Origin of the sequence: Variovorax humicola (genome assembly GCF_037889915.1) — a bacterium.
GTDB classification, from domain to species: Bacteria; Pseudomonadota; Gammaproteobacteria; order Burkholderiales; family Burkholderiaceae_C; genus Variovorax; species Variovorax humicola.
In genome coordinates this window covers 195,245-220,739 of record NZ_JBBKZV010000006.1, presented here as the reverse complement: position 1 = coordinate 220,739, position 25,495 = coordinate 195,245, and the positions used below count along the sequence as shown (strand labels likewise).

At 65.5% G+C, this 25,495-nt stretch carries 26 protein-coding genes; 15 read left to right on the top strand and 11 right to left on the bottom strand.

Annotation, left to right across the window (positions count from 1 at the left end; genetic code table 11):
* Positions 1-22 precede the first annotated feature (22 nt).
* Together WKW80_RS13345 and WKW80_RS13340 are read right to left on the bottom strand one after the other, a co-directional pair.
* Positions 23-523, bottom strand: a complete 501-nt coding sequence (locus WKW80_RS13345; protein WP_340364034.1) for a hypothetical protein — start codon at positions 521-523, stop codon at positions 23-25.
* Positions 524-542: 19 nt separating this feature from the next.
* Positions 543-980, bottom strand: a complete 438-nt coding sequence (locus WKW80_RS13340; protein WP_340364033.1) for a universal stress protein — start codon at positions 978-980, stop codon at positions 543-545.
* 75 nt (positions 981-1,055) lie between these two features.
* On the opposite strand from WKW80_RS13340, the gene WKW80_RS13335 reads away from it, so the two are divergent.
* A complete protein-coding gene (locus tag WKW80_RS13335) occupies positions 1,056-1,985 on the top strand; it encodes a pseudouridine synthase (protein WP_340364032.1) in 930 nt (309 codons plus the stop codon).
* 31 nt (positions 1,986-2,016) lie between these two features.
* Here the strand turns inward: WKW80_RS13335 and cadR are convergent, their stop codons facing one another.
* Complete coding sequence (gene cadR / locus WKW80_RS13330) at positions 2,017-2,442, bottom strand: Cd(II)/Pb(II)-responsive transcriptional regulator (protein WP_340364031.1); 426 nt, start codon at positions 2,440-2,442, stop codon at positions 2,017-2,019.
* A gap of 88 nt (positions 2,443-2,530) precedes the next feature.
* Here cadR and WKW80_RS13325 point away from each other — a divergent pair, with 88 nt between their 5' ends.
* Positions 2,531-4,777 (top strand): heavy metal translocating P-type ATPase, encoded by a 2,247-nt coding sequence (locus WKW80_RS13325; protein WP_422822899.1) that lies wholly within the window; start codon positions 2,531-2,533, stop codon positions 4,775-4,777.
* 384 nt (positions 4,778-5,161) lie between these two features.
* Here the strand turns inward: WKW80_RS13325 and WKW80_RS13320 are convergent, their stop codons facing one another.
* Entirely contained in the window at positions 5,162-5,725 is a 564-nt protein-coding gene (locus WKW80_RS13320) for a phosphatase PAP2 family protein (RefSeq protein WP_340364030.1), read from the bottom strand.
* 126 nt (positions 5,726-5,851) lie between these two features.
* A complete protein-coding gene (locus WKW80_RS13315) occupies positions 5,852-6,871 on the bottom strand; it encodes an AraC family transcriptional regulator (protein ID WP_340364029.1) in 1,020 nt (339 codons plus the stop codon).
* Positions 6,872-7,158: 287 nt separating this feature from the next.
* On the opposite strand from WKW80_RS13315, the gene WKW80_RS13310 reads away from it, so the two are divergent.
* Together WKW80_RS13310 and WKW80_RS13305 are read left to right on the top strand one after the other, a co-directional pair.
* Positions 7,159-7,569, top strand: coding sequence for a response regulator (locus WKW80_RS13310; protein WP_340364028.1), 411 nt, complete (start codon positions 7,159-7,161; stop codon positions 7,567-7,569).
* 124 nt (positions 7,570-7,693) lie between these two features.
* A complete protein-coding gene (locus tag WKW80_RS13305) occupies positions 7,694-8,518 on the top strand; it encodes an alpha/beta fold hydrolase (protein WP_340364027.1) in 825 nt (274 codons plus the stop codon).
* Positions 8,519-8,690: 172 nt separating this feature from the next.
* Here WKW80_RS13305 and WKW80_RS13300 read toward each other — a convergent pair whose 3' ends face one another.
* From WKW80_RS13300 to WKW80_RS13290, 3 genes are all read right to left on the bottom strand, one after another.
* Entirely contained in the window at positions 8,691-9,458 is a 768-nt protein-coding gene (locus WKW80_RS13300) for a PA3715 family protein (protein ID WP_340364026.1), read from the bottom strand.
* Positions 9,459-9,473: 15 nt separating this feature from the next.
* A complete protein-coding gene (gene murI, locus WKW80_RS13295) occupies positions 9,474-10,289 on the bottom strand; it encodes a glutamate racemase (RefSeq protein WP_340364176.1) in 816 nt (271 codons plus the stop codon).
* A gap of 101 nt (positions 10,290-10,390) precedes the next feature.
* On the bottom strand, positions 10,391-11,941 hold the full coding sequence (locus WKW80_RS13290; protein WP_340364025.1) for a fumarate hydratase: 1,551 nt from the start codon (positions 11,939-11,941) through the stop codon (positions 10,391-10,393).
* Between the two features lie 69 nt (positions 11,942-12,010).
* Here WKW80_RS13290 and fumC point away from each other — a divergent pair, with 69 nt between their 5' ends.
* A complete protein-coding gene (fumC, locus tag WKW80_RS13285) occupies positions 12,011-13,396 on the top strand; it encodes a class II fumarate hydratase (protein ID WP_340364024.1) in 1,386 nt (461 codons plus the stop codon).
* 5 nt (positions 13,397-13,401) lie between these two features.
* Here the strand turns inward: fumC and WKW80_RS13280 are convergent, their stop codons facing one another.
* Complete coding sequence (locus WKW80_RS13280) at positions 13,402-14,019, bottom strand: TIGR00645 family protein (protein WP_340364023.1); 618 nt, start codon at positions 14,017-14,019, stop codon at positions 13,402-13,404.
* A 156-nt stretch (positions 14,020-14,175) separates the two neighbouring features.
* Here WKW80_RS13280 and acs point away from each other — a divergent pair, with 156 nt between their 5' ends.
* The 5 genes from acs (at position 14,176) to WKW80_RS13255 (ending at position 18,991) form a co-directional block, all read left to right on the top strand.
* Entirely contained in the window at positions 14,176-16,179 is a 2,004-nt protein-coding gene (gene acs, locus WKW80_RS13275) for an acetate--CoA ligase (protein WP_340364022.1), read from the top strand.
* 209 nt (positions 16,180-16,388) lie between these two features.
* Complete coding sequence (locus WKW80_RS13270; protein ID WP_340364021.1) at positions 16,389-17,492, top strand: saccharopine dehydrogenase family protein; 1,104 nt, start codon at positions 16,389-16,391, stop codon at positions 17,490-17,492.
* Between the two features lie 51 nt (positions 17,493-17,543).
* Positions 17,544-17,903 carry a DoxX-like family protein gene (locus tag WKW80_RS13265; RefSeq protein ID WP_340364020.1) on the top strand — a complete coding sequence of 120 codons (360 nt, stop codon included), beginning with the start codon at positions 17,544-17,546 and terminating at the stop codon, positions 17,901-17,903.
* Positions 17,900-18,376 carry a DUF2269 family protein gene (locus tag WKW80_RS13260; RefSeq protein WP_340364019.1) on the top strand — a complete coding sequence of 159 codons (477 nt, stop codon included), beginning with the start codon at positions 17,900-17,902 and terminating at the stop codon, positions 18,374-18,376. The genes WKW80_RS13265 and WKW80_RS13260 overlap by 4 nt, the downstream gene beginning before the upstream one ends.
* A gap of 111 nt (positions 18,377-18,487) precedes the next feature.
* Complete coding sequence (locus WKW80_RS13255; RefSeq protein WP_340364018.1) at positions 18,488-18,991, top strand: LapA family protein; 504 nt, start codon at positions 18,488-18,490, stop codon at positions 18,989-18,991.
* On the opposite strand, the gene WKW80_RS13250 is transcribed toward WKW80_RS13255, so the two are convergent.
* Positions 18,992-19,297, bottom strand: a complete 306-nt coding sequence (locus WKW80_RS13250; RefSeq protein WP_340364017.1) for a c-type cytochrome — start codon at positions 19,295-19,297, stop codon at positions 18,992-18,994.
* Between the two features lie 106 nt (positions 19,298-19,403).
* On the opposite strand from WKW80_RS13250, the gene WKW80_RS13245 reads away from it, so the two are divergent.
* Positions 19,404-19,667 carry a TIGR04438 family Trp-rich protein gene (locus WKW80_RS13245; RefSeq protein ID WP_340364016.1) on the top strand — a complete coding sequence of 88 codons (264 nt, stop codon included), beginning with the start codon at positions 19,404-19,406 and terminating at the stop codon, positions 19,665-19,667.
* Between the two features lie 27 nt (positions 19,668-19,694).
* Here the strand turns inward: WKW80_RS13245 and ilvD are convergent, their stop codons facing one another.
* Positions 19,695-21,383 carry a dihydroxy-acid dehydratase gene (ilvD, locus tag WKW80_RS13240; protein ID WP_340364015.1) on the bottom strand — a complete coding sequence of 563 codons (1,689 nt, stop codon included), beginning with the start codon at positions 21,381-21,383 and terminating at the stop codon, positions 19,695-19,697.
* A 103-nt stretch (positions 21,384-21,486) separates the two neighbouring features.
* On the opposite strand from ilvD, the gene WKW80_RS13235 reads away from it, so the two are divergent.
* From WKW80_RS13235 to WKW80_RS13220, 4 genes are all read left to right on the top strand, one after another.
* Positions 21,487-22,428 carry a LysR family transcriptional regulator gene (locus WKW80_RS13235; protein WP_340364014.1) on the top strand — a complete coding sequence of 314 codons (942 nt, stop codon included), beginning with the start codon at positions 21,487-21,489 and terminating at the stop codon, positions 22,426-22,428.
* 4 nt (positions 22,429-22,432) lie between these two features.
* Positions 22,433-23,260 carry a prolipoprotein diacylglyceryl transferase gene (gene lgt, locus WKW80_RS13230; protein ID WP_340364013.1) on the top strand — a complete coding sequence of 276 codons (828 nt, stop codon included), beginning with the start codon at positions 22,433-22,435 and terminating at the stop codon, positions 23,258-23,260.
* A 176-nt stretch (positions 23,261-23,436) separates the two neighbouring features.
* Positions 23,437-23,904, top strand: a complete 468-nt coding sequence (locus WKW80_RS13225) for a tetratricopeptide repeat protein (protein ID WP_340364012.1) — start codon at positions 23,437-23,439, stop codon at positions 23,902-23,904.
* Between the two features lie 181 nt (positions 23,905-24,085).
* Entirely contained in the window at positions 24,086-25,492 is a 1,407-nt protein-coding gene (locus tag WKW80_RS13220; protein ID WP_340364175.1) for a malonyl-CoA decarboxylase, read from the top strand.
* Positions 25,493-25,495 lie beyond the last annotated feature (3 nt).

Here is a 25,495-nt window from a genome sequence, read left to right as displayed (position 1 = left end):
GTCATCGGGTCGGGCGGGTGGTTCAGGTCGTCGCGGTCAATGCGCTGCCGGCGCGCGGGCCGGGCGTCTGGTCGAAGGCGGCGGCCGGCGTGAAGCTGATCGCCACCAGGTCCTCGAGCCGGCAGGCCAGCATGGCGTCGACCACGCTGGTGTCGTAGCCGATGGAGCTGATCTCGCGCTCCATGGCAAGCAGGTAGCGTCGCAGCAAGGCGGTGTCGCCGACGTCGGCGTTGCGGATGTCGACCGCGCCCGCTTTTACCTGGACGGTGCGGTGGGTGGTCGGCTCGCTGAACACCACGGCAATCTGCCCGGTGGAAGCCACGTCCAGCAGCAATTGCCTTCCCTGGCTGCGCGCGACGTACACCGTGACGCGCGTGCCGTCCACCGAGATGCTGCTGCCCATGGCACGCATCAGGCTCGGCCGCAGTGCCGCGTCGCGCGACGCGACGACGGTCGACACACCCCTGTTCACCATCGCGATGAACTCGGGCGTGAGCAAGGTGCCGGGCGGGGCCGCGGTCATTGGGCTTGGGCCGCGTTTCTCAGTCGCCCACGGCCTTCACCAACATCACCGGAATGGCGGCTCCGTGCACCACCGAGTGGGAGACCGAGCCCAGCAGCGCACTTCGCAGGTCGCCCGCGCCGCTGGTCTGCATGATGATCATGTCGCAGCCGAACCCCTCGGCCATGTCCACCAGCGTGTGGCCTGGGTCGCCCCTGCCGACTTCGCTTTCGAACGCCAGTCCCGCGTGCCGCAGCAGCGCCTCGGCCGACGCCAGCAGGTGCGTGCCGGCGGTGGTGCTGACTTCCTCGAGCACGCCGATGTCGGGTGCCGACACCATCTCGTAGAGGTTGGCCGGCGTCTGCACGTTGGCGACGACGAAGCTCGCCTTCAGCCCCTCGTCGACGAGTCGGATCGCATGCCGCACCGCGGCCAGTGCGACGTCGGAGCCGTCGACCGGCAGAAGAATCTTCATCATCGCTTTCCCCCGGGAGCTGTGGATAGGCCGAGGATACGACGGAGGCACCGCTGCGTCACAGTAGAGTCAGTCCCTATGTCATTCGCGCCATCCATTCGCCCCGTTGCGCCCTTGCCCACGCGCGATGGTGTCGGGCCGAGCGTGGTGGCCCTGCCGGAGGGCAACTGGCCAACGATGCTGGACTTCCTGGTGGAACGCTTTCCGGCGATTGCCCGCAGCACCTGGCTGGAGCGCATCGCGGCGCGCACCGTGGTCGACGAGCGCGGCGAACCAGTCACGCCGACGCGGCGCTACCAGCCGCGCCTGCGCCTTTTCTACTACAGGGCGCTCGGGCCGGAGCCTGACTTGCCCGAGTATGAAACCGTGCTTCATCGAGACGCCGATCTTGTCGTCGTCGACAAGCCGCACTTCATGCCCGTCACGCCCTCCGGGCCGTACTTGCAGCAGAGCCTGCTGGTGCGCGTGAAAAGGGCGCTGGGCATCGACGCGCTGGTGCCGCTGCATCGCATCGACCGGGCAACCGCGGGGCTGGTGCTGTTCTCGGCCAACCCGGCCACGCGCGGCCGCTACCAATCGCTGTTCATCGACCGTGCGATGCGCAAGGAATACGAGGCCATCGTGCATTGGCCGCACGGCACGACGCTGCCAGCCACCTACAGAAGCCGCCTGCAGCCTGACGCGCACTTCATGCGCACGCAGGAGGTGCCCGGCGAGCCCAACGCGGAGACGCACATCGAGGCGCTCGAGGTGCGCGGTGGCCATGCGCGGCTTCGGCTGTCGCCCGTCACCGGCCGCAAGCACCAGTTGCGCGTGCATTGCAACGCGCTCGGCGTGCCGATCGTCAACGACGAGATCTATCCGTTGCTGAAGCCCTTCGGCCCCGACGACTTTGCGCGGCCGATGCAGTTGCTCGCCTGCAAGCTCGCTTTCGTCGACCCGGTCACCGGCGCGCCCAGGGCGTTTGCCAGCGCGCGTTCGCTCGCCGGCTGGCCCGCTGCGGCCTGAGGGGCAAAAAAAGCAAGCGCCGTCGTTGCCGTCACGTCGGATGGCAGGCGCAAGCTTCTCCGTGCGCGGCCATGACCAGCTCGTTGAGGATGCCGCAGTCAGCCGCCTCGTGCGGCTCGGCGCAGCGGCTGCGCAATAGCGTGAGTTGCGATTCCAGCGCCTGCAGGCTGGCAATTCGGGCGCGCACGCGGACGATCTGGTCGTCGATCAGGCGGTTGATGTCGCCGCAGTCGCCGTCGGGCTTGGCGCTGAATGCCAGCAGGCGGGCCACGTCGGCCAGCGGAATGTCGAGCGCCCGGCAATGCCGCACGAAAGACAAGCCCTCCACATGCTCCGGGCCGTAGGCGCGATAGCCGTTCGACTCGCGCGCGGGGGAGGGCAGCAGGCCAGTCTTCTCGTAGTAGCGGATGGTGTCGGTGTCGACGCCGGTCGCCCGGCTCAGTTCGCTGATTTTCATGATTTGCCCCCGCACGTTTTCAGGAACGCATGCTACGCGCTTGACCTTGGAGTGGCTCCAAGGTGTGAAATGCCCCTGAAAGAAAAATATGGCAAATCACACACACACAGACGGCGCAAATGCAGGCGCCTGCTGCGAGCCCGAGCTGGGCCCGATGGCACCGGCCGCGACCCTGGTCGCCGCTCCCGGCACGTTTCGCATCGCGACGATGGATTGCAGCATCGAGGAATCGGAAATCCGCCGCGTGGTCGAGCCGATCGCGGGAATCCGGGGGCTGCATTTCCAACTCGGTCGGCGGTTGTTGCGTATTGATGGCAGTGACGACGCGTTGCCCATGGCGCTGGCCGCGATCCGCAAGGCGGGCTTCGTGCCGGAGGCGGTGGGTGCCGGGCCGCTGGCGAGCGCCGACGCGCTCGGGCATGGCCATGTCCCCGCGCACGACCATTCGCGCGAGCACGATCAAGCGGCCGTGTCAGGCACGTCGATCTACGCGCGACTTGCCGCCGCACTGGGTCTCGCACTGGCTGCCGAATGCGTTCACTATTTCGCGCCCGACACGATCGCCTGGCGGGTCGGCGGCATGCTGGTTGCCGCCGTGGCGATCTGGCTCGCGGGCATCGAGACCTATACCAAGGGCCTGATAGCGCTGCGCCGCGGTCGCCTCAACATCAATGCCTTGATGTCGGTGGCCGTGACCGGCGCCTTCGTCATCGGCCAGTGGCCGGAGGCGGCAATGGTGATGGCGCTCTATGCCATTGCGGAATTGATCGAGGCGCGCGCCGTCGACAAGGCCCGCAATGCCATCCAGGGGCTGGTCGAACTGGCGCCGGACGATGCCGAGGTCATGCTCGACGGCGCCTGGCAACGCAGGAAGGCTGCCGCCATCGGGATCGGCACCATCGCACGCGTCAGGCCGGGTGAGCGCGTGGCGCTCGACGGTACGGTCCTCAAGGGGTACGGCAGCGTCGATCAAGCCTCGGTCACGGGAGAGAGCATGCCCGTCGACAAGGGACCGGGCCTGCCGCTCTTCGCGGGCACCATCAACGTCGACAGCGAACTCGAATACCGGGTGACGGCCGCGGCCAACGACACCACGCTGGCCCGCATCATCCACGCGGTGGAAGAGGCGCAAGGCACTCGGGCGCCGACACAGCGCTTCGTCGACCGCTTTGCCACCATCTACACGCCGACCATCTTCGCGCTGGCGCTGGCCGTGGCGGTGCTGTCGCCGTTGCTGCTGGGCTGGCCGTGGCTCGAAGCGGTCTACAAGGCGCTGGTGCTGCTGGTCATCGCCTGCCCTTGCGCGCTGGTGATTTCCACACCTGTCAGCGTGGTCAGCGGGCTGGCGTCCGCGGCGCGGCGCGGCATTCTCATCAAGGGCGGCACCTACCTGGAGACGGCCCGGCTGATCAAGGCGGTGGCACTCGACAAGACCGGAACGCTGACCGAAGGCAAGCCCAAGCTCGTCGAGGCACGGGCATGGGGCGGGGCGGACGATGCGGGCGCTTGGCAATCGTTGGCCAAGAGCCTGGCCGCGCGCTCGGATCACCCGGTCTCGCGGGCGATTGCGGCGGGACTCGACGTGGCGCCGGCCGAGGTCGATGCATTCAAGGCACTGGTCGGCCGCGGCGTCGAAGGCGTGGTGGCCGGCCGGCGACTGGTGCTGGGCAACCACCGGCTCATCAAGGAGCGCCAGCAGGCCACCGCCGCGCTCGATGCCGAACTCGAAGCCCATGAGGCGCAGGGCCGAACCGTGACGCTGCTGGCCGATGAAGCGGGCGTGAGGGCGCTGTTCGCGGTCGCCGACACGCTCAAGCCGGGCTCGGTGAAAGCCGTCGCGCAGCTGGCGCGCATGGGCGTGACGGCGGTCATGCTCACCGGCGACAACCCGACCACGGCGCAAGCGGTCGCTCGCGAGGCAGGCATTGCCGATGCGCGCGGCGGCCTGCTGCCGCAAGACAAGCTCGGCGCCATCGGCGAAATGCAAAAACGCTACGGCCTGACCGCCATGACCGGCGATGGCATCAACGATGCGCCCGCGCTCGCACAGGCCGACATCGGCTTCGCGATGGGCGCGGCCGGCACCGACATCGCCGTGGAGACCGCGGACGTGGTCATCATGAACGACAACCTCGGTCGCATTGCCGAGACCATCGCGCTGTCGCGCCGCACCCACGCCATCCTGTGGCAGAACATCGTCATCGCGCTGGCGATCAAGGCGGTCTTTTTCGTGCTCGCGGTGTTCGGCAGCGCGACGATGTGGATGGCCGTGTTCGCTGACATGGGCGCGAGCCTGCTGGTGGTGGCCAACGGCTTGCGCCTCATGCGCGATTGATATGACGCACCCCCGAAGCGCCTGCGGCGCCTCCCCCTCGAGGGGGCGCACCCGGCGGCCCGGCAAAGCCGGTTCCGCGGGTGCCCACGAACAGACCTCGCAGTGCTGAAATGAACCACCCCCGAAGCGCCTGCGGCGCCTCCCCCTCGAGACCCCTCGAGGGGGCGCACCCGGCGGCCCGGCAGAGCCGGTTCCGCGGGTGCCCACGAACAGACCTCGCAGTGCTCGTCCTGGTCCGCGAGGCGCCTGCGGCGCCTCCCCGTCTAGGGGCGCATCTGGGGGACTGGCGAAGCCGGTTCCGCGGTATTGCTGGCATTTGATCGCGCTGGTTTCATGCATCACGGGTCACGTGAAGGCGGCACCCATCGCGCGCGGCAAGCAGCTTCAGGCCGTGCCGGGCTGGGAGCTTCGGGCTGCGCGGACGTGATGCAGCCATTTGCCGATCAATACAGGCACGGCTGCAAGCACGCTGCCGAGAATCAGTCCGCCAGCAATGTCCAGGGGGAAATGAATCCCGACATACACGCGCGCCCAGCCGGTCAGCAGCGCCAGCGCAGCCAGGACCCAGCCGATCGGGCGCAACCGGGGCACGTACAGGAAGCACAACGCCACGGTGAACATCACGCTTGCGTGCGTGCTGGGCATCGAGCCGCGGCTGCCGTGCGGAACCCACAAGGGGCTCAATCCCACCATGAATGGCCTGGGCTGGTCCAGCAGGGCCGCGAACGCGTGTGTCAGCATGCCGGCCGCCGCAGCCATCAGGCACGCCGCGAGGATGTACCGCCGGTCGGCCCGGCGGCGCCAGGCTGCGACCGCGACGACGATCGCGGCAACCCAGGACGTGCCAACCGCCAGATGCGATGCCATCCACAGCAAGCTGGGGTTGGGCGCAAAGCCGCCCCCGATCCATTGAAAGAGTTGCTGGTTCAGCTGGCTCAGGAGGTTCACGATGAAGATCGCCTTGCTTGCACAAGGACGGGGGCAGAACGCTCCCCAGGACTGGCAGATCGCATGCGAGCAGCCTAACGCATGCGATTGACCAGTACCTGAATCATTCGTTCAGAAACTGGCCGGTCAGATCGGCGCTGCCCATGTGTTGCCTGGTGCATGGGAGTTGTGCGGAGCCCTGAACGGTGGCTTTGCGAGGCCATGCCGGTACATGTCGGGCGTCTGGCCGGTCCAGCGCTTGAAGGAACGGAAGAAGGAGTTGGGATCGACAAAGCCCAGCAGGTAGGCGATCTCGGTCAGGCTGGCCCGACCGGCCGCGAGATGGTGGCGCGCCATTTCCAGCCGCACTTCGTCCAGCAACGCGGTGAACTGTGCGCCTTCGCGCGCCAGCCGACGCTGCAGGGTGCGCTCGCTGACGCACAACATGCTGGCCACCTGCTCGATGGTGGGCAACTCGCCGCGCAGCGTCTCGCGCAGCGCGTCGCGCACAGCCTCGGTCATGTTGCAGGGCGCCCGGCAGGCGACCAGGTCCCGCTCGGCGGCGTCGTCGAACAACGCTGTGACCTTGGGGTTGGCGCTGACCAGCGGCAGGTCCAGGTCTGCGCGGCGGAACACGATGGCATCGTGTGCCTGTTCGAACAGTGCAGGACACGAGAACACCTCGGCATAGCGCGCATGGTAGGGCGGGCGCTCGCCGCGCAGTGTCACGCGCACGGGCTTGATCGGCTGCTCGGTGAAGATGCGTCCGAAGCTCAGCAGCGAGCCCATCTGGATGTCAATGCGGCAGCGGCTATAGGGGCGTTGCGGGCCGCTGTAGTGCATGCGGACTTCGGCCTCGCGCGCGTCCTGCGCGATCTGCAGGTCGCAGCCCGACATCAGGGTGTTGTAGCGGACGATGCGCGCCAGCGCCGCGCCGAAGTTCGGGCTCGTCATGGCCGAGAAGCCGACCACGCCAAACAACTCGGGCCGCATCTGCTTGCCGAGCACAAGCCCTGCAGCAGGATCGCCGACGCGCTCGTAAGCGACGGTAAAGAAGCGGTCGGCCTGTTCGTCGGTGAGGGGTTTCTTCAGGTCGTCGATGGCCAGGTTGGCGCGTGAAGCGAGTTCGGCCAGATCGATGCCGGCCTTCTGCAGGGCATGCAGCATGTTCAGCGGCAGGGGAACTGAGGGCGCCACGACGACCAGCCTTGTGCGTAAAAAAAGCCCGGCCGCGAACCTCGTTCAAGCTTGGCGCGATTGGCGAGTGGATTGGCGGCTGCGGACAGTCTTGCTCCCCTCATGAAGCTTAATCTGTGTCAGTAAGCAAACACAAGTATTACTTTCTGTATGGACATCGCGGCCCCCGCCATCGAGGCCGGAACGGGCGTGCGCAAGACCGGCCCGGGGGTCGGGCATGGCCGGCGCGCGCGCATCTTTCGAATCCGAGGTCGCCCGTGCCGCGCATCCTGATCGCGGAAAGCAGCGACGTGGACCGCGACTTGCTCTCGCGCCGGTTGGTTCGGCAGGGCTTCGAGATTGCCGTGGCGAGCGATGGTGCGGCGGCCATCGAGCGCGCGCGCATGGAGTCGCCAGACCTCATCCTCCTGGAAATGAACCTGCCCCTGATCGATGGCTGGGAGGCCGCGCGCCGGCTCAAGGCCGACGCTGGAACGCAGTCGATCCCGATCATCGGGCTGGCCACGCATGCAGTTGCCGGCGACCGCGAGCGGGCGCTCGAAGCGGGCTGCGATGACTTCGACTCCAAGCCCATCAACCTGTCGCGCATGGTCGACAAGATCAACGGTGCACTCGGCTTGCCAGGCAGCACGAAGATGGCGGCCAAATCACCCCGGGGAGACGCTTGACGCGCGACTCTTCCAGCGCGGAAATTGCATGCCGTCGCACCTGCTGCGCGCGTCATCCGGGCGTCGCGCGACGGGCGTAAAACCTACGGCGCTTCAACCGCCACCCGAACACAAGGAATCAGCCATGAGTACCATCAAGACCGAGGACGGGACAGAGATCTACTACAAGGATTGGGGCACCGGGCAGCCCATCGTGTTCTCGCATGGCTGGCCGCTGTCGGGCGACGACTGGGACAACCAGATGCTCTTCTTCCTGCACAAGGGCTACCGCGTGATCGCGCATGACAGGCGCGGGCATGGACGCTCCAGCCAGACCTGGACCGGCAACGACATGGACACCTACGCCGACGACCTGGCCGCCCTCACTGAATCGCTCAACCTCAAGGACGCGATCCACGTCGGCCATTCGACCGGCGGCGGCGAGGTCGCGCGCTACCTGGGCCGCCACGGGTCGAAGCGCGTTGCCAGGGCCGTTCTCATCGGCGCCGTGCCGCCGATCATGCTGAAGACAGCGGCCAACCCTGGCGGCCTGCCCATCGACGTATTCGACGGAATCCGTGCCGGCGTCGCGGGCAATCGCGCGGAGTTCTACCGCGACATCACGATGCCGTTCTATGGCTACAACCGGCCGGGCGCGAACATCTCCGAAGGCATCCGCCAGCACTGGTGGCTGCAGGGGATGATGGGTGGTGTCAAGGCGCACTACGACTGTGTCAAGGCATTCTCCGAAACCGACTTCACCGAAGACCTGAAGAAGATCGACGTGCCCACGCTGGTGATGCACGGAGACGACGACCAGATCGTGCCGATCGGCGCCTCGGCCATGCTGTCGGCCAAGCTCCTGAAGAAGCCCACGCTGAAGGTCTATCCCGGGCTGCCTCACGGCATGTGCGCGACGCACTCGGACCTCGTCAACGCGGACTTGCTGGCCTGGATCCAGAATGGATGAAACACCCCCGAAGCGCGTGCGGCGCCTCCCCCTCGAGGGGCCTCGAGGGGGCGCACCCGGCGGCCCGGCAAAGCCGGTTCCGCGGGTGCCCACGAGCAGACTTCACAGGGGTCGACCCGGCTTCATGCGCCGAGGGTCACGGGATGGTGGAAAACTGAATCGAAGCGCAAAGTCACTCCGATCGCAGCGCCTTTGGAACCTGGTAGCGCTCGCCGTCGTACTGCAGCTTGAAAGTGCGCAGCTTCGTGGGCAGCACCTTCTGGCTGCACTCGCCGCCTTCCTGTGACTCGGCGCGGCTTTCGGTTTGGGCGCGTTGCACGACCAGATCGGCAAAGCCCTCGTTCGAATCGCGGCTGACCGCCAGCGTGCCGCGCACCTGTTCGAAGTGTCCGGTACAGGTGGTGTCCCATTCGCCACCGTCCATGTCGAGCTCGATCTCGTCGAGTACCTTGCGCACCTTCGAGCCCTGCGCCACGTAGAGCTGAAGTGTCTCGCTGGCGTAGGGGTTGCTGCGCGACGCGCCGCGATAGCGCACCCGGATGCCGAAGGCGCGCGTGTTGGTCGCCAGCGAGTAGCGGCCGGTGTCGATACGGATGTCCTGGATGGCGATCGCATCTTCGGTCAGCGCATTGGGCTCGAACGCGCGTGCGAGGATGGTGTCGCGCTCGGTGTTGCCGTTGTCGGGCCGCTGGATGACGAGCAGTTCCAGGTCGTATCCGGTCACGCCGGGTTCGGAGGAGGGGCGCGGCATCGGCAGCACGACGATGCTGCGCCCCGGATACGCAGGCCAGGGCTTGCAAGCCGCGCGCTCTTCGTCGAGCCGGCGTTCGGGATGCAGCTTGCCGTGCATGCGTTCAGCCAGACCGCTTTCGCATGCCGCCTGCGCCGCCAGGGGCGGCAGGACGAGCAGCAGGGCGGCGGCAAATCGGGAGGCGCGCACGTTCGTTTCGAGGGGTCAACAGGCCAGGGCCGCGGGCCGATGCAGCCAGCGCGATGCGGCGGCGGCCAGCGCTTCGGGCGTGCCGCTGGTTTCGAGCACGGTGGCGATGTCGTCGTCGCCTTTGCCGGCCAAGGTGTGCGTGGCGTCCAGCAGGCGCCGCGTCTGTTGGGCGACCGGCGCGCCCGTGTCGATGAAGCGCACGATCGGGCCCGCATGACGCCGCAGTTCCTCGGCCACGAAGGGATAGTGGGTGCAGCCGAGCACCAGCGTGTCGATTTGATCTGGCGCCGTGCCGAAACGGCCGGCTGCATGCATGTAGCGGGCGCAGAGCTCGGTGATTCTGGCGGCGTTCGAGGTTTCGATCGCAGCGGCCAGTCCGTCGCAGGGCACCAGGCTGAAAGTCGCCTGGGCCGCCAGGGTGTCGCGCAGCTTCTTGAATTTCTGGCTGTCGAGGGTGCCACGCGTTGCCAGCACGCCGATGTGCCGGGTGGAACTGAGCGCCACCGCGGGCTTGAGCGCAGGTTCCACACCCACGACGGGCAGGTCTGGATACGTTGCGCGTACCAGGTGAATGGCGGCGGCCGTCGCGGTGTTGCACGCCACCACCAGCGCCTTGATCCCGTGTCGCTCGATCAGGTCGGCTGCGATCGCAAGCGTGCGCTGCGCGACGAAGCCGTCCTCACGTTCGCCGTAGGGCGCATTCGCGGCGTCGGCAAAGTACACGAAGCGCTCGTGCGGAAGTTCGGCGCGCAGCGCGTTGAGGACGCTCAGTCCGCCAACGCCGCTGTCGAACACGCCGATGGGCCGATCGGCGTTTGCGGGCGCGCCGATGGGCCGATCGGCGTTTGCGGGCGCGCCGATGGGTCGACCGGCGGTCGCGTGCGCGCCGGTCGGCCGCGCTGCGCTCGAACGACTACCGAGAAGCGAAGCGGTCAAGCCGGTTCCAGCGTGATGGTCTTGAACTCGCCCGAGGCAATGCGCTTCTGCCACTCGGCCGGGCCGGTGATGTGGGCACTGGTGCCGCCGGCATCGACCGCGACGGTCACGGGCATGTCGACCACGTCGAACTCGTAGATGGCTTCCATGCCCAGGTCCTCGAAGCCCACGACCTTCGCCGTCTTGATGGCCTTGCTGACCAGGTAGGCCGCGCCGCCCACGGCCATGAGGTAGGCGCTCTTGTGCTTCTTGATGGCTTCGATGGCGACCGGGCCGCGCTCGGCCTTGCCGATCATCGCAATCAGGCCGGTCTGGGCCAGCATCATCTCGGTGAAGCCGTCCATGCGGGTCGCGGTGGTCGGGCCGGCCGGGCCGACCGCCTCGCCCTTGACCGGATCGACCGGGCCGACGTAATAGATCACGCGGTTGGTGAAGTCCACCGGCAGCTTCTCGCCCTTCGCCAGCATGTCCTGGATGCGCTTGTGCGCGGCATCGCGGCCGGTGAGCATCTTGCCGTTGAGCAGCAGCGTGTCGCCCGGCTTCCAGCTCGCGACTTCCTCGGGCGTGAGCGTGTCGAGGTTGACCTTTTTGCTCTTGTTGTAGTCGGGCGCCCAGTTCACGTCGGGCCAGAGGTCGAGCGAGGGCGGCGTGAGGTAGACCGCGCCGCTGCCGTCGAGGACGAAGTGCGCGTGGCGCGTGGCCGCGCAGTTCGGGATCATCGCCACCGGCTTGCTGGCCGCGTGCGTGGGATACATCTTGATCTTGATGTCGAGCACGGTCGACAGACCGCCGAGGCCCTGCGCGCCGATGCCGAGTGCGTTGACCTTTTCATAGAGCTCGATGCGCAGCGCCTCGACCTTGCTGAGTTCGGCGCCCGAGGCCTTCTTGGCCTGCAGTTCGTGCATGTCGAGGTCGTCCATCAGGCTTTCCTTGGCCATCAGCGCGGCTTTCTCGGCCGTGCCGCCGATGCCGATGCCCAGCATGCCGGGCGGGCACCAGCCGGCGCCCATGGTCGGTACGGTCTTGAGCACCCAGTCGACCACGCTGTCGCCGGGGTTGAGCATGACCAGCTTGCTCTTGTTCTCGCTGCCGCCGCCCTTGGCCGCGACCGTGACGTCGACGGTGTTGCCGGGGACGATCTCGGTGAAGATCACGGCCGGCGTGTTGTCCTTGGTGTTCTTGCGGTCGAACTGCGGATCGGCCACGACCGAGGCGCGCAGCGTGTTGTCGGGGTGGTTGTAGCCGCGGCGCACGCCTTCGTTGATGGCGTCGTCCAGGCTGCCGGTGAAGCCGCTCCAGCGCACGTCCATGCCCACCTTGAGGAACACGTTGACGATGCCGGTGTCCTGGCAGATCGGGCGCTGGCCGGTCGCGCTCATCTTGCTGTTGGTGAGGATCTGCGCGATCGCGTCTTTTGCGGCCGGGCTCTGTTCGCGTTCGTAGGCCTGGGCCAGGTGCGCGATGTAGTCGGTCGGGTGGTAGTAGCTGATGTACTGCAACGCGGCAGCGACGGATTCGATCAGGTCGTCTTGGCTAATCGTGGTCATGAGGGGCTTTATAGGGTTGTCGGCTGGCGCGATACTGGCCAGCCCTCCATTTTCGCAGATCGAGCGCTCATGACGACCCGTACAGAAAGTGACACTTTTGGACCCATCGCAGTGCCTGCCGACAAGCTCTGGGGCGCGCAGACGCAGCGTTCCCTGCAGAACTTCGATATTTCCGGCGAACAGCAGCCGCGCGAGATCATCAAGGCGCTGGCGCAGGTGAAAAGGGCATCGGCCGTGGTCAACCACGCGCTCGGCCTGCAGGACGAGAAGAAAACAAACGCCATCGTCGCCGCGGCGGACGAGGTGATCGCCGGCAAACATCCGGACGAATTCCCCTTGGTGGTCTGGCAGACCGGTTCCGGCACCCAGACCAACATGAACGTCAACGAGGTGCTGGCCAACCGCGCGAGCGAATTGCTGGGTGGCGAGCGCGGCGAAGGCCGGCTGGTGCACCCGAACGACGATGTGAACCGCAGCCAGTCGAGCAACGACGTGTTCCCCACGGCGATGCACGTGGCGGCGGTCGAGGCCATCACGAGCAAGCTCTTGCCGGCGATTGCCAGGCTTCGCGGCACGCTGGACCAGAAGGCGAAGGACTTCGCCGACATCGTGAAGATCGGCCGCACCCATCTGCAGGACGCGACGCCGTTGACGCTGGGCCAGGAGTTCTCGGGCTATGTGGCGCAACTCGCACACGGCGAGGCGCATGTGCGTGCCGCGTTGCCGCATCTGTGCGAGCTGGCGCTGGGCGGCACGGCCGTCGGCACCGGACTCAATGCGCCGAAGGGCTATGCCGAGCAGGTGGCCGCCGAACTGGCGAAGATCACGGGCTTGCCGTTCGTGACTGCGCCCAACAAGTTCGAGGCGATGGCCAGTGTCGATGCGCTCGTTCACGCCCACGGCGCGCTCAAGACGCTCGCGGCCAGCATGACCAAGATCGCCAACGACGTGCGCTGGCTCGCCAGCGGCCCGCGCAGCGGCATCGGCGAACTCAGCATTCCCGAGAACGAACCGGGCTCGTCGATCATGCCGGGCAAGGTCAATCCGACGCAGAGCGAGGCGGTGACCATGCTGGCCGCGCAGGTGTTCGGCAATGACGTCGCCATCAACATCGGTGGCGCATCCGGCAATTTCGAGCTCAACGTGTTCCGCCCGATGGTGGCCCACAACTTCCTGCAGAGCGTGCGGCTGCTGGCCGACGGCATGGTGAGCTTCAACGACCATTGCGCCGCCGGCATCGAGCCGAACCGCGAGCGCATCACCGAACTGGTCCAGCGCTCATTGATGCTGGTGACCGCGCTGAATACGCACATCGGCTATGACAAGTCCGCCTTCATCGCCAAGAAGGCGCACAAGGAGGGCACGAGCCTGCGCGAAGCGGCGGTTGCCTCGGGTCACCTCACGGGCGAGCAGTTCGACCAGTGGGTGATCCCGGAGAACATGACCGGCCGCTGAATGGCTCAGTGCCGGTCCTCGGCGATCGCCGTCATGATCTTGTCGGTGTAGGCGATGGCCATGGCGGACAACAGGAAGGTGATGTGAATCGCCGTCTGGGCGATCAGCACCTTGTCGGTGTAATTCTCGGCATTGATGAAGGTCTTGAGCAGGTGGATCGAGCTGATGCCGATGATCGACATCGCCAGCTTCACCTTCAGCACCGACGCATTCACGTGGCTCAGCCACTCGGGCTGGTCGGGATGGCCTTCGAGGTCCATGCGGCTGATGAAGGTCTCGTAGCCGCCGACGATCACCATGATGAGCAGGTTCGAAATCATCACCACGTCGATCAGCGCGAGCACCACCAGCATGATCACCGTTTCGTTCAGCGTGGTGATGGGCGTGCTGGTCTTGTAGCCGATACCGGTGATGAGCGCCTGCAGCGCCTCGTCGCTGCCGAACGCGGCCTGCACCAGGTGCATCAGTTCGACCAGGAAGTGAACGACGTACATGCCCTGCGCGATGATCAGGCCCAGGTAGAGGGGCAGTTGCAGCCAGCGGCTTGCGAAGATGAGCTTGGGCAGGGGACGCAGCGGCGATCCGTTGCGGGGCTGGGCGGAAGTTGGATCAGTGAGTGACATCGGACGGGGTCAGGGGCGAAGGCGCGATTCTAGAAGCGCTTGTTTTGCGAACGGGAGATGCCCTTACGCCGTAGGATGTGAACGTCAGTGACCCGTAAGTGCCACCATCGACATTACGCCCCCGCAACCACCCCAAGGCCGAGGAGACATCCAGTCATGAGCAGCACATCGAAGAACATCGAGTCCGTATTGGTCGAGACCCGCGTGTTCCCGCCCGACGAACGCGCCACCAAGGGCGCGCGCATCTCCGGCATGGCCGCCTACGAGGCGCTTTGCAAGGAGGCGGAAACAGACTTCGATGGTTTCTGGACACGCCTGGCCCGCGAGAACATCCAGTGGACGAAACCGTTCACCCGCACGCTCGACGAATCCAACGCCCCGTTCTACCAATGGTTCGGAGACGGTGAACTCAACGCCAGCGCCAATTGCCTCGACAAGCACATCGGCACGCCGACCGAGAACAAGACCGCGATCATCTTCGAGGCCGACGACGGCGCCGTCACGAAGATCACCTACAAGGATCTGCTCACGCGCGTTTCGCAGTTCGCCAACGCGCTGAAGGCGCAGGGCATCCGGAAGGGCGACCGCGTCATCGTCTACATGCCGATGACCATCGAGGGCGTGATTGCGATGCAGGCCTGTGCGCGTATAGGCGCCACCCACAGCGTGGTGTTCGGCGGCTTCTCGGCCAAGGCGCTGCAGGAGCGCATCATCGATGCCGGCGCCGTGGCGGTCATCACGGCCAACTACCAGTTGCGCGGCGGCAAGGAACTGCCGCTCAAGGCCATCGTCGACGACGGCATTGCGCAGGGCGGCTGCACCACGATCAAGACCGTGCTGGTCTATGAGCGCACGCTGACGGACTGGAAGCGGGTCGAGGGCCGCGACATCAGCTTCACCGAAGCGCTGGCAGAAGTGGAAGGGCAGGGCCCGTGCGCACCGGAACCGGTCAACGCCGAGCACCCGCTGTTCATCCTCTACACCTCGGGCTCAACCGGCAAGCCCAAGGGCGTGCAGCATGCGACGGGCGGCTACCTGCTGTGGGCCAAGCTCACGATGGATTGGACCTTCGACCTGCGCCCGGAGGATGTGTTCTGGTGCACTGCGGACATCGGCTGGATTACCGGCCACACCTACGTAGCCTACGGCCCGCTGGCAGCCGGCGCGACGCAGGTCGTGTTCGAAGGCATCCCGACTTATCCGAGTGCCGGGCGCTTCTGGCAGATGATCGAGAAGCACAAGGTTTCGATCTTCTACACCGCCCCGACGGCGATCCGCTCGCTGATCAAGGCCGCCGAATCCGACGAAAAATCACACCCGGACCGCTTCGACCTCTCCAGCCTGCGCATCCTCGGCACCGTGGGAGAGCCGATCAATCCCGAAGCGTGGATGTGGTACCACCGGAACATCGGGCGCGAGCGTTGTCCGATTGTCGATACCTTCTGGCAGACCGAGACCGGCGGCCATGTCATCACGCCGCTGCCGGGCGCCACGCCGCTGGTGCCGGGTTCGTGCACCTTGCCGCTGCCGGGCATCATGGCCGCGATCGTCGACGAGACCGGCAAGGATCTGCCGAACGGCGCCGGCGGCATGCTGGTGATCAAGCGGCCCTGGCCCTCGATGATCCGCACGATCTGGAACGACCCGGAGCGTTTCAGGAAGAGCTATTTCCCGGAAGAGATGGGCGGCACGATCTACCTGGCTGGCGACGGCGCGGTGCGCAGCGCGGACCGTGGCTACTTCCGCATCACCGGTCGCATCGACGACGTGCTCAACGTGTCCGGGCACCGGCTGGGCACGATGGAGATCGAATCGGCGCTGGTGTCGAAGACCGACCTGGTGGCCGAGGCCGCAGTGGTGGGCCGGCCGGACGACGTCACGGGCGAGGCAGTCTGCGCCTTTGTGGTGCTCAAGCGTGGCCGCCCGACCGAGGATGAAGCCAGGCAGATCGCGGCCGACCTGCGCAACTGGGTGGCCAAGGAAATCGGACCGATCGCCAAGCCGAAGGACATCCGCTTCGGCGACAACCTGCCCAAGACCCGCAGCGGCAAGATCATGCGGCGCCTGCTGCGTTCGATTGCCAAGGGCGAGGCGATCACGCAGGACACTTCGACGCTGGAGAACCCCGCCATCCTCGAGCAATTGGGACAAGCCTACTAGTTGCATGAACTCACGGATCATGGGCACCTGACGCCCACAGATTCCTTGAGCACTTGCGTGGGGCCGATAGCGGTCACCCGAAGCGCGTGTGAGGTTGGCTTGGTCGCAGCGAGGCTATCAAGCGCCGCGCTTGTCGAGCACGAAAATAGTTTCTGCTTAGCTACATTCCGCGGCGATAAGAACAGCGCATTGCGCTTGGGGGGAACTACTTGAAGGTCTTGGTCTTGGGGGGATACGGCAATTTTGGCGCACGCATTTGCCGGGCCTTGAAAACCGAGCCCCAAGTTGAATTGCTCGTCGCAGGGCGGAGCGAATCGCGGGCTCGCGAGTTTGCGAGAACTTTGGGAAAACGTGCGACCGGTATCGCAGTCGATGTAGACACAGGATTTGCGAACACGCTTCGAGCTTTGGCGGTCGAGTTGGTCATTCATACGGCCGGACCGTTTCAGGCCCAAGGCTATGCCATTGCCGAGGCAACGGCCGCTGCCGGCGCACACTACATCGATCTTTCCGATGGCCGTCGATTTGTTTGCGACTTTCCCTTGGCGATGGACAAGGTCTTCCGGTCGGCCGGGCGCACTGCCATCAGCGGCGCGAGCACGGTTCCTGCGCTTTCGTCTGCCGTCGTCGGCCATCTGTGTGAAGGTTGGCAGCGCATCGAGAGCATTGACATTTGCATCGCGCCGGCGCAATCCGCGCCCCGGGGTGGTGCAACGATTGCAGCAGTGTTGAGTTACTGCGGCGAGAAAATTTCCGTTTGGGAAAACGGCCAGTGGCGGGCTCGCCGCGGCTGGGCGCATCCACAAGCCGTGACGTTCGCCCGGATGAGGCCGCGCATCGGTGCGCTCTGCGATATCCCTGACCTCGAACTCTTCCCGACACATTTTGGGGTCGCCGGGCGGGTCATGTTTCGCGCGGCGCTCGAGGTCAAGCTGACGCAGTGGGGATTTGCGACGCTGGCTACCGCACGAATGGCGAGGCTGATTCCCAATCCATCACGGTTCGCGCGGCTGCTGACCGCCGCCTCTCCGATGTTCGATCGCCTGGGCACCCAACTCGGAGGGATGGTCGTCCGCACAGCGGGCCTGGACGCAGTTGGGCGCCCGGTTCACCGCGCTTGGCACATTGCAGCGGATAACGATCATGGTCCGGAGATTCCCTGCATGGCAGCTATTGTGCTGGCGCGCAGGCTCGCCGCTGGTGGCAATGTTCCCGTCGGAGCGCACACCGGTACGGGACTTCTTGCACTCTCCGAGTTTGAGCCTGAGTTCGCCAAATGGGGCATGGTCATCGACACGATCGAGGAGGCCTGAGCCCATGGCGCGGATGCTGCGACATCAAGCATGGCAGAAGGGTCAGCCAAGATGACCCCGTTGAAGGCCATGCGGTTCAGCCTCGCTTTTGTCTGGCTAGCCACTGCACTCGTCAGCGTGCTGGAGCGCCACGGCCAAGCCGCGCAATTGTTGGCATCAGGTGGCATCCACGACGACGCAGTGGCCCAGTCGCTCATCCTCTCCGGTGCATTCGTCGACGCCGCACTTGGACTCTTCATGTTGCTGCGTCCGGCCCGCGCGGTGTTTCTTGCGGCGCTCGCTGTCATGCTGTCAATGACCGTGATTGCCACAGTGGTCGATTCCGCACTCTGGCTCGCGCCGCTGGGCCCGCTGACCAAGAATTTTCCTATTGCGGTTGCGCTTTACATCCTTGCGCGTGCGTCGAAATGAATCTGTATCTCACCCTCAAATTCCTCCACATCCTGTCGAGTGTGGTCCTGGTGGGCACGGGCTTCGGATCTGCCTACTACATGTACTTCGCGAACCGAAGTAGATACCGCGCCGCCCAATCGGCAGTGGTGCCGCTGGTCGTCCGCGCCGACTGGTGGTTCACGGCGCCGACCGTCATCATCCAGCCGATCACTGGTGTCGCATTGGCGCACATGGCCGGATTTCCACTCACTGCACCTTGGCTGGCTGCATCGATAGCCCTGTATTTCATGGCGGGGGCGTGTTGGCTTCCCGTGGTCTGGCTGCAGATTCGCATGTCGAAGCTGCTTGCGAATTCCGACCGCACGGGGAGCCCGCTCCCACCGCAGTATTGGACATATGCCCGTCTGTGGGAACTCCTTGGCTATCCTGCGTTCTTGGCCATGATCGCGGTTTTCTATCTGATGGTTGTCAAGCCGTCTTGGGGCAATTGATTTTGGCGCTCGCGGTGACAAACTACTAGCGGTCGAGCGCTCGTCGGACGGTGTCCATGGGCTCGTGTGAGTTACAAACGGGCCTCTACCAATGACACGGAGGACGAAATCATGGGCGTTAGAACAGGCTTTCTGCTTTTGCTTGTGCTGCTCATCGTGGCGCTTGCCGCGTTGAACTGGGGCATCATCATTCAGCCCACGTTGATGTCGCTCGGGTTCATGCAGGTCACCGCACCGTTCGGGGTCATCATGCTGGGCCTGACTTCGCTGCTCGGCGTGTTCTTCCTGGCGTATGTGTTCTATCTGCAGAGCTCGGTGATGCTGGAAACGCGCCGCCACACGAAGGAACTGCAATCGCAGCGCGAGCTGGCCGACAAGGCCGAGCTGTCGCGCTTCACCGAGCTGCGCAGCTTCCTCGAGGCCCAGGAACTCACGCGGGTGACGCAGGCCAACCAGCGGCAGGAGGCGCTGCTGGCGCGCGTGCAGCAGCTTGAAGCGTCGTTGCGCCAGCGCGCGGATCAGTCGGACAACACCACGGCTGCGCACGTCGGCCAACTGGAAAATCGCTTCGAGCCGCGCCCCGCCATCGGCGACGTGGTCCCGCAGCGCGGTTGATTACTTCGTCGAGAGCACCCAGGCCGCCAGCCGGGCGGCTTCGCTCTCGCTGACTTGCGGATTCGCCGGCATTGCCAGAGGTCCCCAGACACCGGCGCCACCCTTGACGATCTTGACCGCAAGCTTCTCGGGCGCAGTCTTGTCGTCCTTGTACCTGGCGGCGACGTCCTTGAACGCGGGGCCGAGGATCTTGCGGTCGACCGAGTGGCAGGCCATGCAATTCTTTGCCGTGGCCAGTGCCAGGTCGGCCATCGCCGGGCCGGCCATGACCTGGGCGAGGGCAGCCAGCAGCAGGGTTCTTCTCATGGGGAATTCGTATCCGTTGCGTTACAGTCGATCCGATGAGATTGTAGGGAGCACGGTGCGTGGCGAGGTGTGGCGCATCAATGAACTTTCCCGAGGGGCTTGCGCCATGTGGTTTCTTCTGTTGGGTGTGCTCGGTGTCGCTCTCAAGTTTTTCGAGATCGGACCGGTGGCCACGCTGAGTTGGTGGATCGTGCTGATTCCGTTTGCCCTGGCCATGGCCTGGTGGGCTTGGGCGGACTGGTCGGGCTACACCAAGGCCCAGGTCATCAAGAAGGAAAACGAGCGCAAGGAGGAGCGCATCGACCGGCAACGCAGCCGGTTGGGCATGCTCGGCGGCCCTTCCGGCCGCAAGCGCCGTGGCAAGGGCTGACACTGCCGCGGGCTTTTGGGCTCGCTTTCAGAACTTGTCGAGCACCGCGCCCGAACTGGCGCTCGACGCATTGAATGCGAACTTGGCCTGCACGCCGCGCGTGTAGCGCGGGGCCGGTGCCTTCCATCCTTCGCGGCGCTTCGCGATTTCCGCCTCGGGCACGTTCAGTTCCAGCACCAGCTTGTGTGCGTCGATGGTGATCGAGTCGCCCTCGTTCACGAAGGCGATCGTGCCGCCGGCATAGGCCTCGGGCGCGACGTGGCCGACCACCATGCCCCAGGTTCCGCCCGAGAAGCGGCCGTCGGTGATGAGGCCGACCGATTCGCCGAGGCCTGCGCCGATCAGTGCGCCGGTGGGTGCCAGCATCTCGGGCATGCCGGGGCCGCCCTTGGGACCGAGGTAGCGCAGCACCATCACGTCGCCGGCCTTGATCTTGCCCGCGAGGATCGCCTGCAGGGCCGATTGCTCGTCGTCGAACACGCGTGCCGGGCCGGTGATGACAGGGTTCTTCAGGCCGGTGATCTTGGCGACCGCGCCTTCGGGTGAAAGGTTGCCCTTGAGGATGGCGAGGTGGCCTTCGGCATACATCGGATTCGTGATCGGGCGGATCACGTCCTGGTCGGTGCGCGGAACGTCCGGCACGTCCTTCAGCACTTCGGCGATGGTCTGGCCGGTGATGGTGATGCAATCGCCGTGCAGAAGGCCCGCCTTCAGCAGCACCTTCATGACCTGCGGGATGCCACCGGCCTTGTGCAGATCGACCGCGAGGTACTTGCCCGAGGGCTTCAGGTCGCACAGCACCGGCACTTTCTTGCGCATGCGCTCGAAGTCGTCGATGGTCCAGTCGACCTCGGCCGCGTGAGCAATGGCGAGGAAGTGCAGCACCGCGTTGGTCGAGCCACCCGTGGCCATGATCACGGCGACGGCGTTCTCGATCGCCTTCTTCGTGACGATGTCGCGCGGCTTCAGGTCTTTCTTGATCGCCTCGATCAGCACCTTGGCCGATTCCTTGGCCGAGTTCTGCTTCTCGTCGTGCGGGTTCGCCATGGTGGACGAGTAGGCCAGTGACATGCCGAGCGCCTCGAACGCGCTCGACATGGTGTTGGCCGTGTACATGCCGCCGCAGGAGCCGGTGCCGGGGATGGCGCGCTTCTCGATCTCCAGCAGATCTTCGTCGCTCATGTTGCCGGCGGCGTTCTGGCCCACGGCCTCGAACACGCTGACGATGTTCAGGTCCTGGCCCTTGTAGCGGCCCGGCAGGATGGTGCCGCCGTAGACGTAGATGGCCGGCACGTTGGCGCGCAGCATGCCCATCATGCCGCCGGGCATGTTCTTGTCGCAGCCGCCGACGACGAGCACGCCGTCCATCCACTGGCCGCCCACGCAGGTCTCGATGCAGTCGGAGATGACCTCGCGGCTGACCAGCGAATACTTCATGCCCTCGGTGCCCATGGCCATGCCGTCGGAGATGGTCGGCGTGCCGAACACCTGCGCATTGCCGCCGGCTTCCTCGATGCCGGCGATGGCCGCATCGGCCAGTTTCTGCAGGCCCGAGTTGCAGGGCGTGATGGTGCTGTGGCCGTTGGCCACGCCGACCATCGGCTTCTTGAAATCGCTCTCTTCGTAGCCCATCGCATAGAACATCGAGCGGTTGGGCGCGCGCGACTTGCCGTCGACGATGTTGATGCTGCGGCGGTTGATGGGGGTGTCAGCCATGGTGTGTGCCTCTCTCGGGGAATATCTCGTGGGGCGCCAAGTATCGGCGCCTTCTGTGATTGCCGCCAATCCATTTCAAGGCGGCTATTGATATGCTGTGCGAATGACAGCCTCCATCGACCTGCGCGTCTGGCGCCAGTTTCTGGCGGTGGCCGAGGAACTCCATTTCGGCCGCGCCGCCACGCGCCTGCACATGACGCAGCCGCCGGTGACGCAGGCCATCGCACAGCTTGAAAAGGCCATCGGTGCGCGTCTTTTCGACCGTACGCGCCGCAGCGTCTCGTTGACGCCTGCGGGCGAAGCGCTGGTGCCCGAGGTCCGCGATTTGCTGGCGCGAGCGCAAGCGCTGCCGGCGCGGGCCCGTGCTGCGGCGGCGGGCGAAGTGGGGCGAGTGCGCCTGGCCTTTGTTTCGACCATCGGCTTCGAGCAACTGCCGGCCTGGGTGCGCGAATTTCGGGCGCTGTGTCCAGGGGTTGCGTTGGAACTGGTCGAGGCTACTGGCGACGTGCAGCTCGAAGCGCTAGCGCGCGGCGAAATCGATGCGGGCCTGATGCTGCATTCGCCGGGGTTTGCGCCGCCGGGGCTGGCGCATCTTGGCGTTGCGATGGAGTCGCTGGTGCTGGCCGTGCCGTCGCAGCATCCGCTTGCGCAAGCGAACGAACTTGCGCTCGATGCGGTGCTGGCGGAACCGCTGGTGGCGTTTCCGCGCCGCATCCTGCCTTCGGTATACGACGCGATCCTGGCGCTTTACCACGGGGTCGGGCGCGTACCCGATGTTGCGCAGGAAGCCATCCAGATGCAGACCATCGTCAACCTGGTGTCGGGCGGCCTCGGCGTGGCGTGGGTGCCGGAAAGCGTCACTCAGTTCCGGCGGGCCGGCGTCGTCTATCGCACGGCCGCGGAGTTCGCCGCTGCGCCCGGCCGGCGCCGCACCGCTCTGGCGCTGCCTGGCTGCGAAACCAGCCTGGTCTGGCCGGCAGCCAGCGACAACCCGGCGCTCGCGCGCTTCGTCGGCTTTGTGCGGGAGCGCGGGTTGGCACAATAGCCGGATGCTCATGTATCCCCACATCGACCCGATTGCACTGCAGCTCGGGCCGATCGCCATTCACTGGTATGGCCTGACCTATCTGGCTGCCTTCGGTCTGTTCTGGTTCCTTGGCACGCTGCGCCTGCAGCACGAGCCGTTCCGCTCGCTCGGCGGGCCGGGTGGCTGGAACCGCAAGGACGTGGAGGACATACTTTTTCTCGGCGTTGCAGGCGTCATCGTCGGCGGGCGGCTCGGCTACTGTCTTTTCTACAAGCCCGGCTACTACCTCTCGCATCCGCTCGAGATCTTCATGGTCTGGCAGGGCGGCATGAGTTTCCATGGCGGACTGCTGGGCGTGATCGCTTCGATGGTCTGGTTCGCGCGCTCGCGCTCGCGTCCGTTCTGGCAGGTGATGGATTTCGTTGCACCTTGCGTGCCGACCGGCCTGGCGGCTGGGCGCGTCGGCAACTTCATCAATGGCGAGCTATGGGGCCGCTTTTCGAGCCCGGACCTGCCCTGGGGCATGGTGTTTCCGCAGAGCGGATCAATGCTGCCGCGCCATCCTTCGCAGGTCTACCAGTTCCTGCTGGAAGGCTTGCTGCTATTCGTGCTGCTCTGGCTGTACGCGCGCAAGGAGCGAAAGCAGGGGCAGGTGGCGGCGATGTTCATGATCGGCTATGGCATGTTTCGCTTTGTCGCCGAGTTCTTCCGCGAACCCGACGACTTCCTGGGATTGCGGGCGCTCAACCTGAGCCAGGGGCAGTGGCTCAGCTTGCCGATGATCCTGTTCGGCGTCGGCCTATGGCTTTGGGCTGCACGGCGACCGTCCGCCGTCGTCACTGCTCGCTGATCCGGCGCGCGCCAGGCAACGCCAATTCCGCGCGTCGCGCATGGGGTTGAGTGGCCCGGGCAATCGCAAGAAGATAGGCATCCCGCAGCGCGCGTCCCGCAGGTCGGAGCGCTTGCGCCAGCTTCCACGAAGACTTGCCGAAGGCGTACGCTTGCGGGTCAACTCTGGAGCACATCATGGCCAGGAAAGCACTGATAGCGGCTTGTTACCTGATGGCGATCAGTTTGCCGGCATGGTCGGCCGGCAGCGAAAACGACGCCTCGCCGAGTAGAAGCGACCCCGATTTCGTGGCGGGCGAAAAGGCAGTCAAGGCCGAGCAATGGCCGGTCGCGGTCAAGTACCTGACCAACGTCGTGCAACGCGACGCGGCAAGCGCCGACGCATGGAATTACCTCGGGTACTCATACCGGCACATGAACGAGATGGACAAGTCGTTTGCCGCGTATGACAAGGCGCTTCAGATCAATCCGAAACATCGCAATGCGCGCGAGTACCTCGGTGAAGCCTACCTGCAAGCGGGCCGCCTGGAGGATGCCGAGGGGCAGTTGAAAGCGCTCGACAAGCTCTGCTTCCTGCCGTGCGAGCAATACCGCGAACTGAAAGAAAAAATCGCGGATTACAAGAAAGCGCACGTCGCCAAGTAACGGGGGCTTCACGCATCCATCTTCTCACTGGCCCACAATCATCGGTTGGCGCAGGTGCACTGCGCATGATCGTCAAGCTGGCGCGGCAAATGCGAGGCACTGCGCGAGATGGCGAAGCGGCAACAGAAACCGAGGGTTTGGCAACGTGAGTGCAACGGAATGGTTCAAGTCAAAAGTGCCGATGGCGCTGACCCGGCAGCGTCTGCCGGCTTCGAAGTCGATCGCGAAGCCGAGCGCGCGCTCGACCCATGAGCGCCTGCAGGCGACGCTGCGCAAGGCCGATGAGGTGTTGTCGCCGCGCGCGCTGCGCAAGGTGCTGACCGTCCTGGAAGCCGTTATCGATGCGCGCGTCAGCGAGGTCGAAGGCGGGCGCCGCGCGCATGCCGTCGCACTGGATTACCTGGCGGCCGATGCCGACGAGCGCCGGGACTACTGGTCGCTGATGAGCGAGCATTTCGCCGCCGACGCGCAGGCGCTGAGGTCTGCACGCGACCAGCATCAAGCCGCTGTCGGCACTGTCGAAGAAGGGCAGGCCGAGATGCGCTTGCGCCGCGCGCTGGTGTCGCCGCGCATGCGCCTTCTGCAACGCTTTGCGGTCGAACCCGAGGGCATGCGCTTCCTGGTAGACCTGCGCGCCGAGCTGCTGCCGCACCTGAAAGCCGACAAGCGCCTGCTCGCGCTCGACGGCGAACTGGAGCACCTGTTTTCCACCTGGTTCGACGTCGCCTTCCTGGAGTTGCGCCGCATCGACTGGGATTCGCCCGCATCGCTGATCGAGAAGCTGATCCGCTACGAGGCGGTGCACGACATCAAGAGCTGGGACGACGTGAAGAACCGGCTCGACCATCAAGACCGGCGCTGCTATGGCTTCTTCCATCCGCGGCTGCCGAACGAGCCGCTGATCTTCGTCGAGGTGGCGCTGGTCGACCGCATCAGCGACGGCATCACGCCGCTGCTCGACGAGACGGCGGAACCAGTGCAGCCCGCAAAGGCGACGACCGCGATCTTCTACTCGATCAGCAACACGCAGGCTGGCCTGCGCGGCGTGAGCTTTGGCGACTCGCTGATCAAGCGCGTGGTCGAGACGCTGCAGGACGAACTGCCGCGACTGAAGGTGTTCGCGACGCTGTCGCCGATTCCGGGATTTCGAAGCTGGCTCGCCAGGAACGCTGCCACGCTGGTGCCGCTGCTCGACGAGAAGCGTGCGAACGAACTCGGCAAGTTGACCGGTTCGCTGCCGCCGACGGCCGAGCGCTTGCTGGCCGCGGTCGAGGCGCCCGGCTCGCTCGACGATGCCAGGTCGCCGCTGCGCCAGTGGCTGACGCAATGCGCGGCTGAATACCTCGGCCGTGCGATGACGGATGCCAAGCCGGCCGACCCGGTGGCGCGCTTTCACCTGGGCAATGGTGCGCGCGTGGAGCGGCTCAACTGGGCTGGCGACCCGTCGCCCAAGGGGCAGAAGCAGTCGTGGGGTCTCATGGTTAACTACCTGTACGACCTCAAGCGCCTCGATAAACATCGAGCCTGGCTCGCCAATGGCAAAGTAGCCGTATCGGGCGACATCGAGAGCCTGTTCTTCAAGAGTTGAAAG

Coding starts and splice junctions, on each gene's coding strand:
- WKW80_RS13225 (WP_340364012.1), top strand. CDS start 23,437: ATGGCCAGGAAAGCACTGATAGCGGCTTGTTACCTGATGGCGATCAGT.
- fumC (WP_340364024.1), top strand. CDS start 12,011: ATGACGACCCGTACAGAAAGTGACACTTTTGGACCCATCGCAGTGCCT.
- WKW80_RS13315 (WP_340364029.1), bottom strand. CDS start 6,871: ATGCTGCATGCCCTGCAGAAGGCCGGCATCGATCTGGCCGAACTCGCT.
- WKW80_RS13255 (WP_340364018.1), top strand. CDS start 18,488: ATGGGCGTTAGAACAGGCTTTCTGCTTTTGCTTGTGCTGCTCATCGTG.
- WKW80_RS13265 (WP_340364020.1), top strand. CDS start 17,544: ATGACCCCGTTGAAGGCCATGCGGTTCAGCCTCGCTTTTGTCTGGCTA.
- acs (WP_340364022.1), top strand. CDS start 14,176: ATGAGCAGCACATCGAAGAACATCGAGTCCGTATTGGTCGAGACCCGC.
- WKW80_RS13335 (WP_340364032.1), top strand. CDS start 1,056: ATGTCATTCGCGCCATCCATTCGCCCCGTTGCGCCCTTGCCCACGCGC.
- WKW80_RS13325 (WP_422822899.1), top strand. CDS start 2,531: ATGGCAAATCACACACACACAGACGGCGCAAATGCAGGCGCCTGCTGC.
- WKW80_RS13250 (WP_340364017.1), bottom strand. CDS start 19,297: ATGAGAAGAACCCTGCTGCTGGCTGCCCTCGCCCAGGTCATGGCCGGC.
- lgt (WP_340364013.1), top strand. CDS start 22,433: ATGCTCATGTATCCCCACATCGACCCGATTGCACTGCAGCTCGGGCCG.
- cadR (WP_340364031.1), bottom strand. CDS start 2,442: ATGAAAATCAGCGAACTGAGCCGGGCGACCGGCGTCGACACCGACACC.
- ilvD (WP_340364015.1), bottom strand. CDS start 21,383: ATGGCTGACACCCCCATCAACCGCCGCAGCATCAACATCGTCGACGGC.
- WKW80_RS13260 (WP_340364019.1), top strand. CDS start 17,900: ATGAATCTGTATCTCACCCTCAAATTCCTCCACATCCTGTCGAGTGTG.
- WKW80_RS13220 (WP_340364175.1), top strand. CDS start 24,086: ATGGCGCTGACCCGGCAGCGTCTGCCGGCTTCGAAGTCGATCGCGAAG.
- WKW80_RS13280 (WP_340364023.1), bottom strand. CDS start 14,019: ATGTCACTCACTGATCCAACTTCCGCCCAGCCCCGCAACGGATCGCCG.
- WKW80_RS13340 (WP_340364033.1), bottom strand. CDS start 980: ATGATGAAGATTCTTCTGCCGGTCGACGGCTCCGACGTCGCACTGGCC.
- WKW80_RS13305 (WP_340364027.1), top strand. CDS start 7,694: ATGAGTACCATCAAGACCGAGGACGGGACAGAGATCTACTACAAGGAT.
- WKW80_RS13245 (WP_340364016.1), top strand. CDS start 19,404: ATGTGGTTTCTTCTGTTGGGTGTGCTCGGTGTCGCTCTCAAGTTTTTC.
- WKW80_RS13290 (WP_340364025.1), bottom strand. CDS start 11,941: ATGACCACGATTAGCCAAGACGACCTGATCGAATCCGTCGCTGCCGCG.
- WKW80_RS13345 (WP_340364034.1), bottom strand. CDS start 523: ATGACCGCGGCCCCGCCCGGCACCTTGCTCACGCCCGAGTTCATCGCG.
- WKW80_RS13235 (WP_340364014.1), top strand. CDS start 21,487: ATGACAGCCTCCATCGACCTGCGCGTCTGGCGCCAGTTTCTGGCGGTG.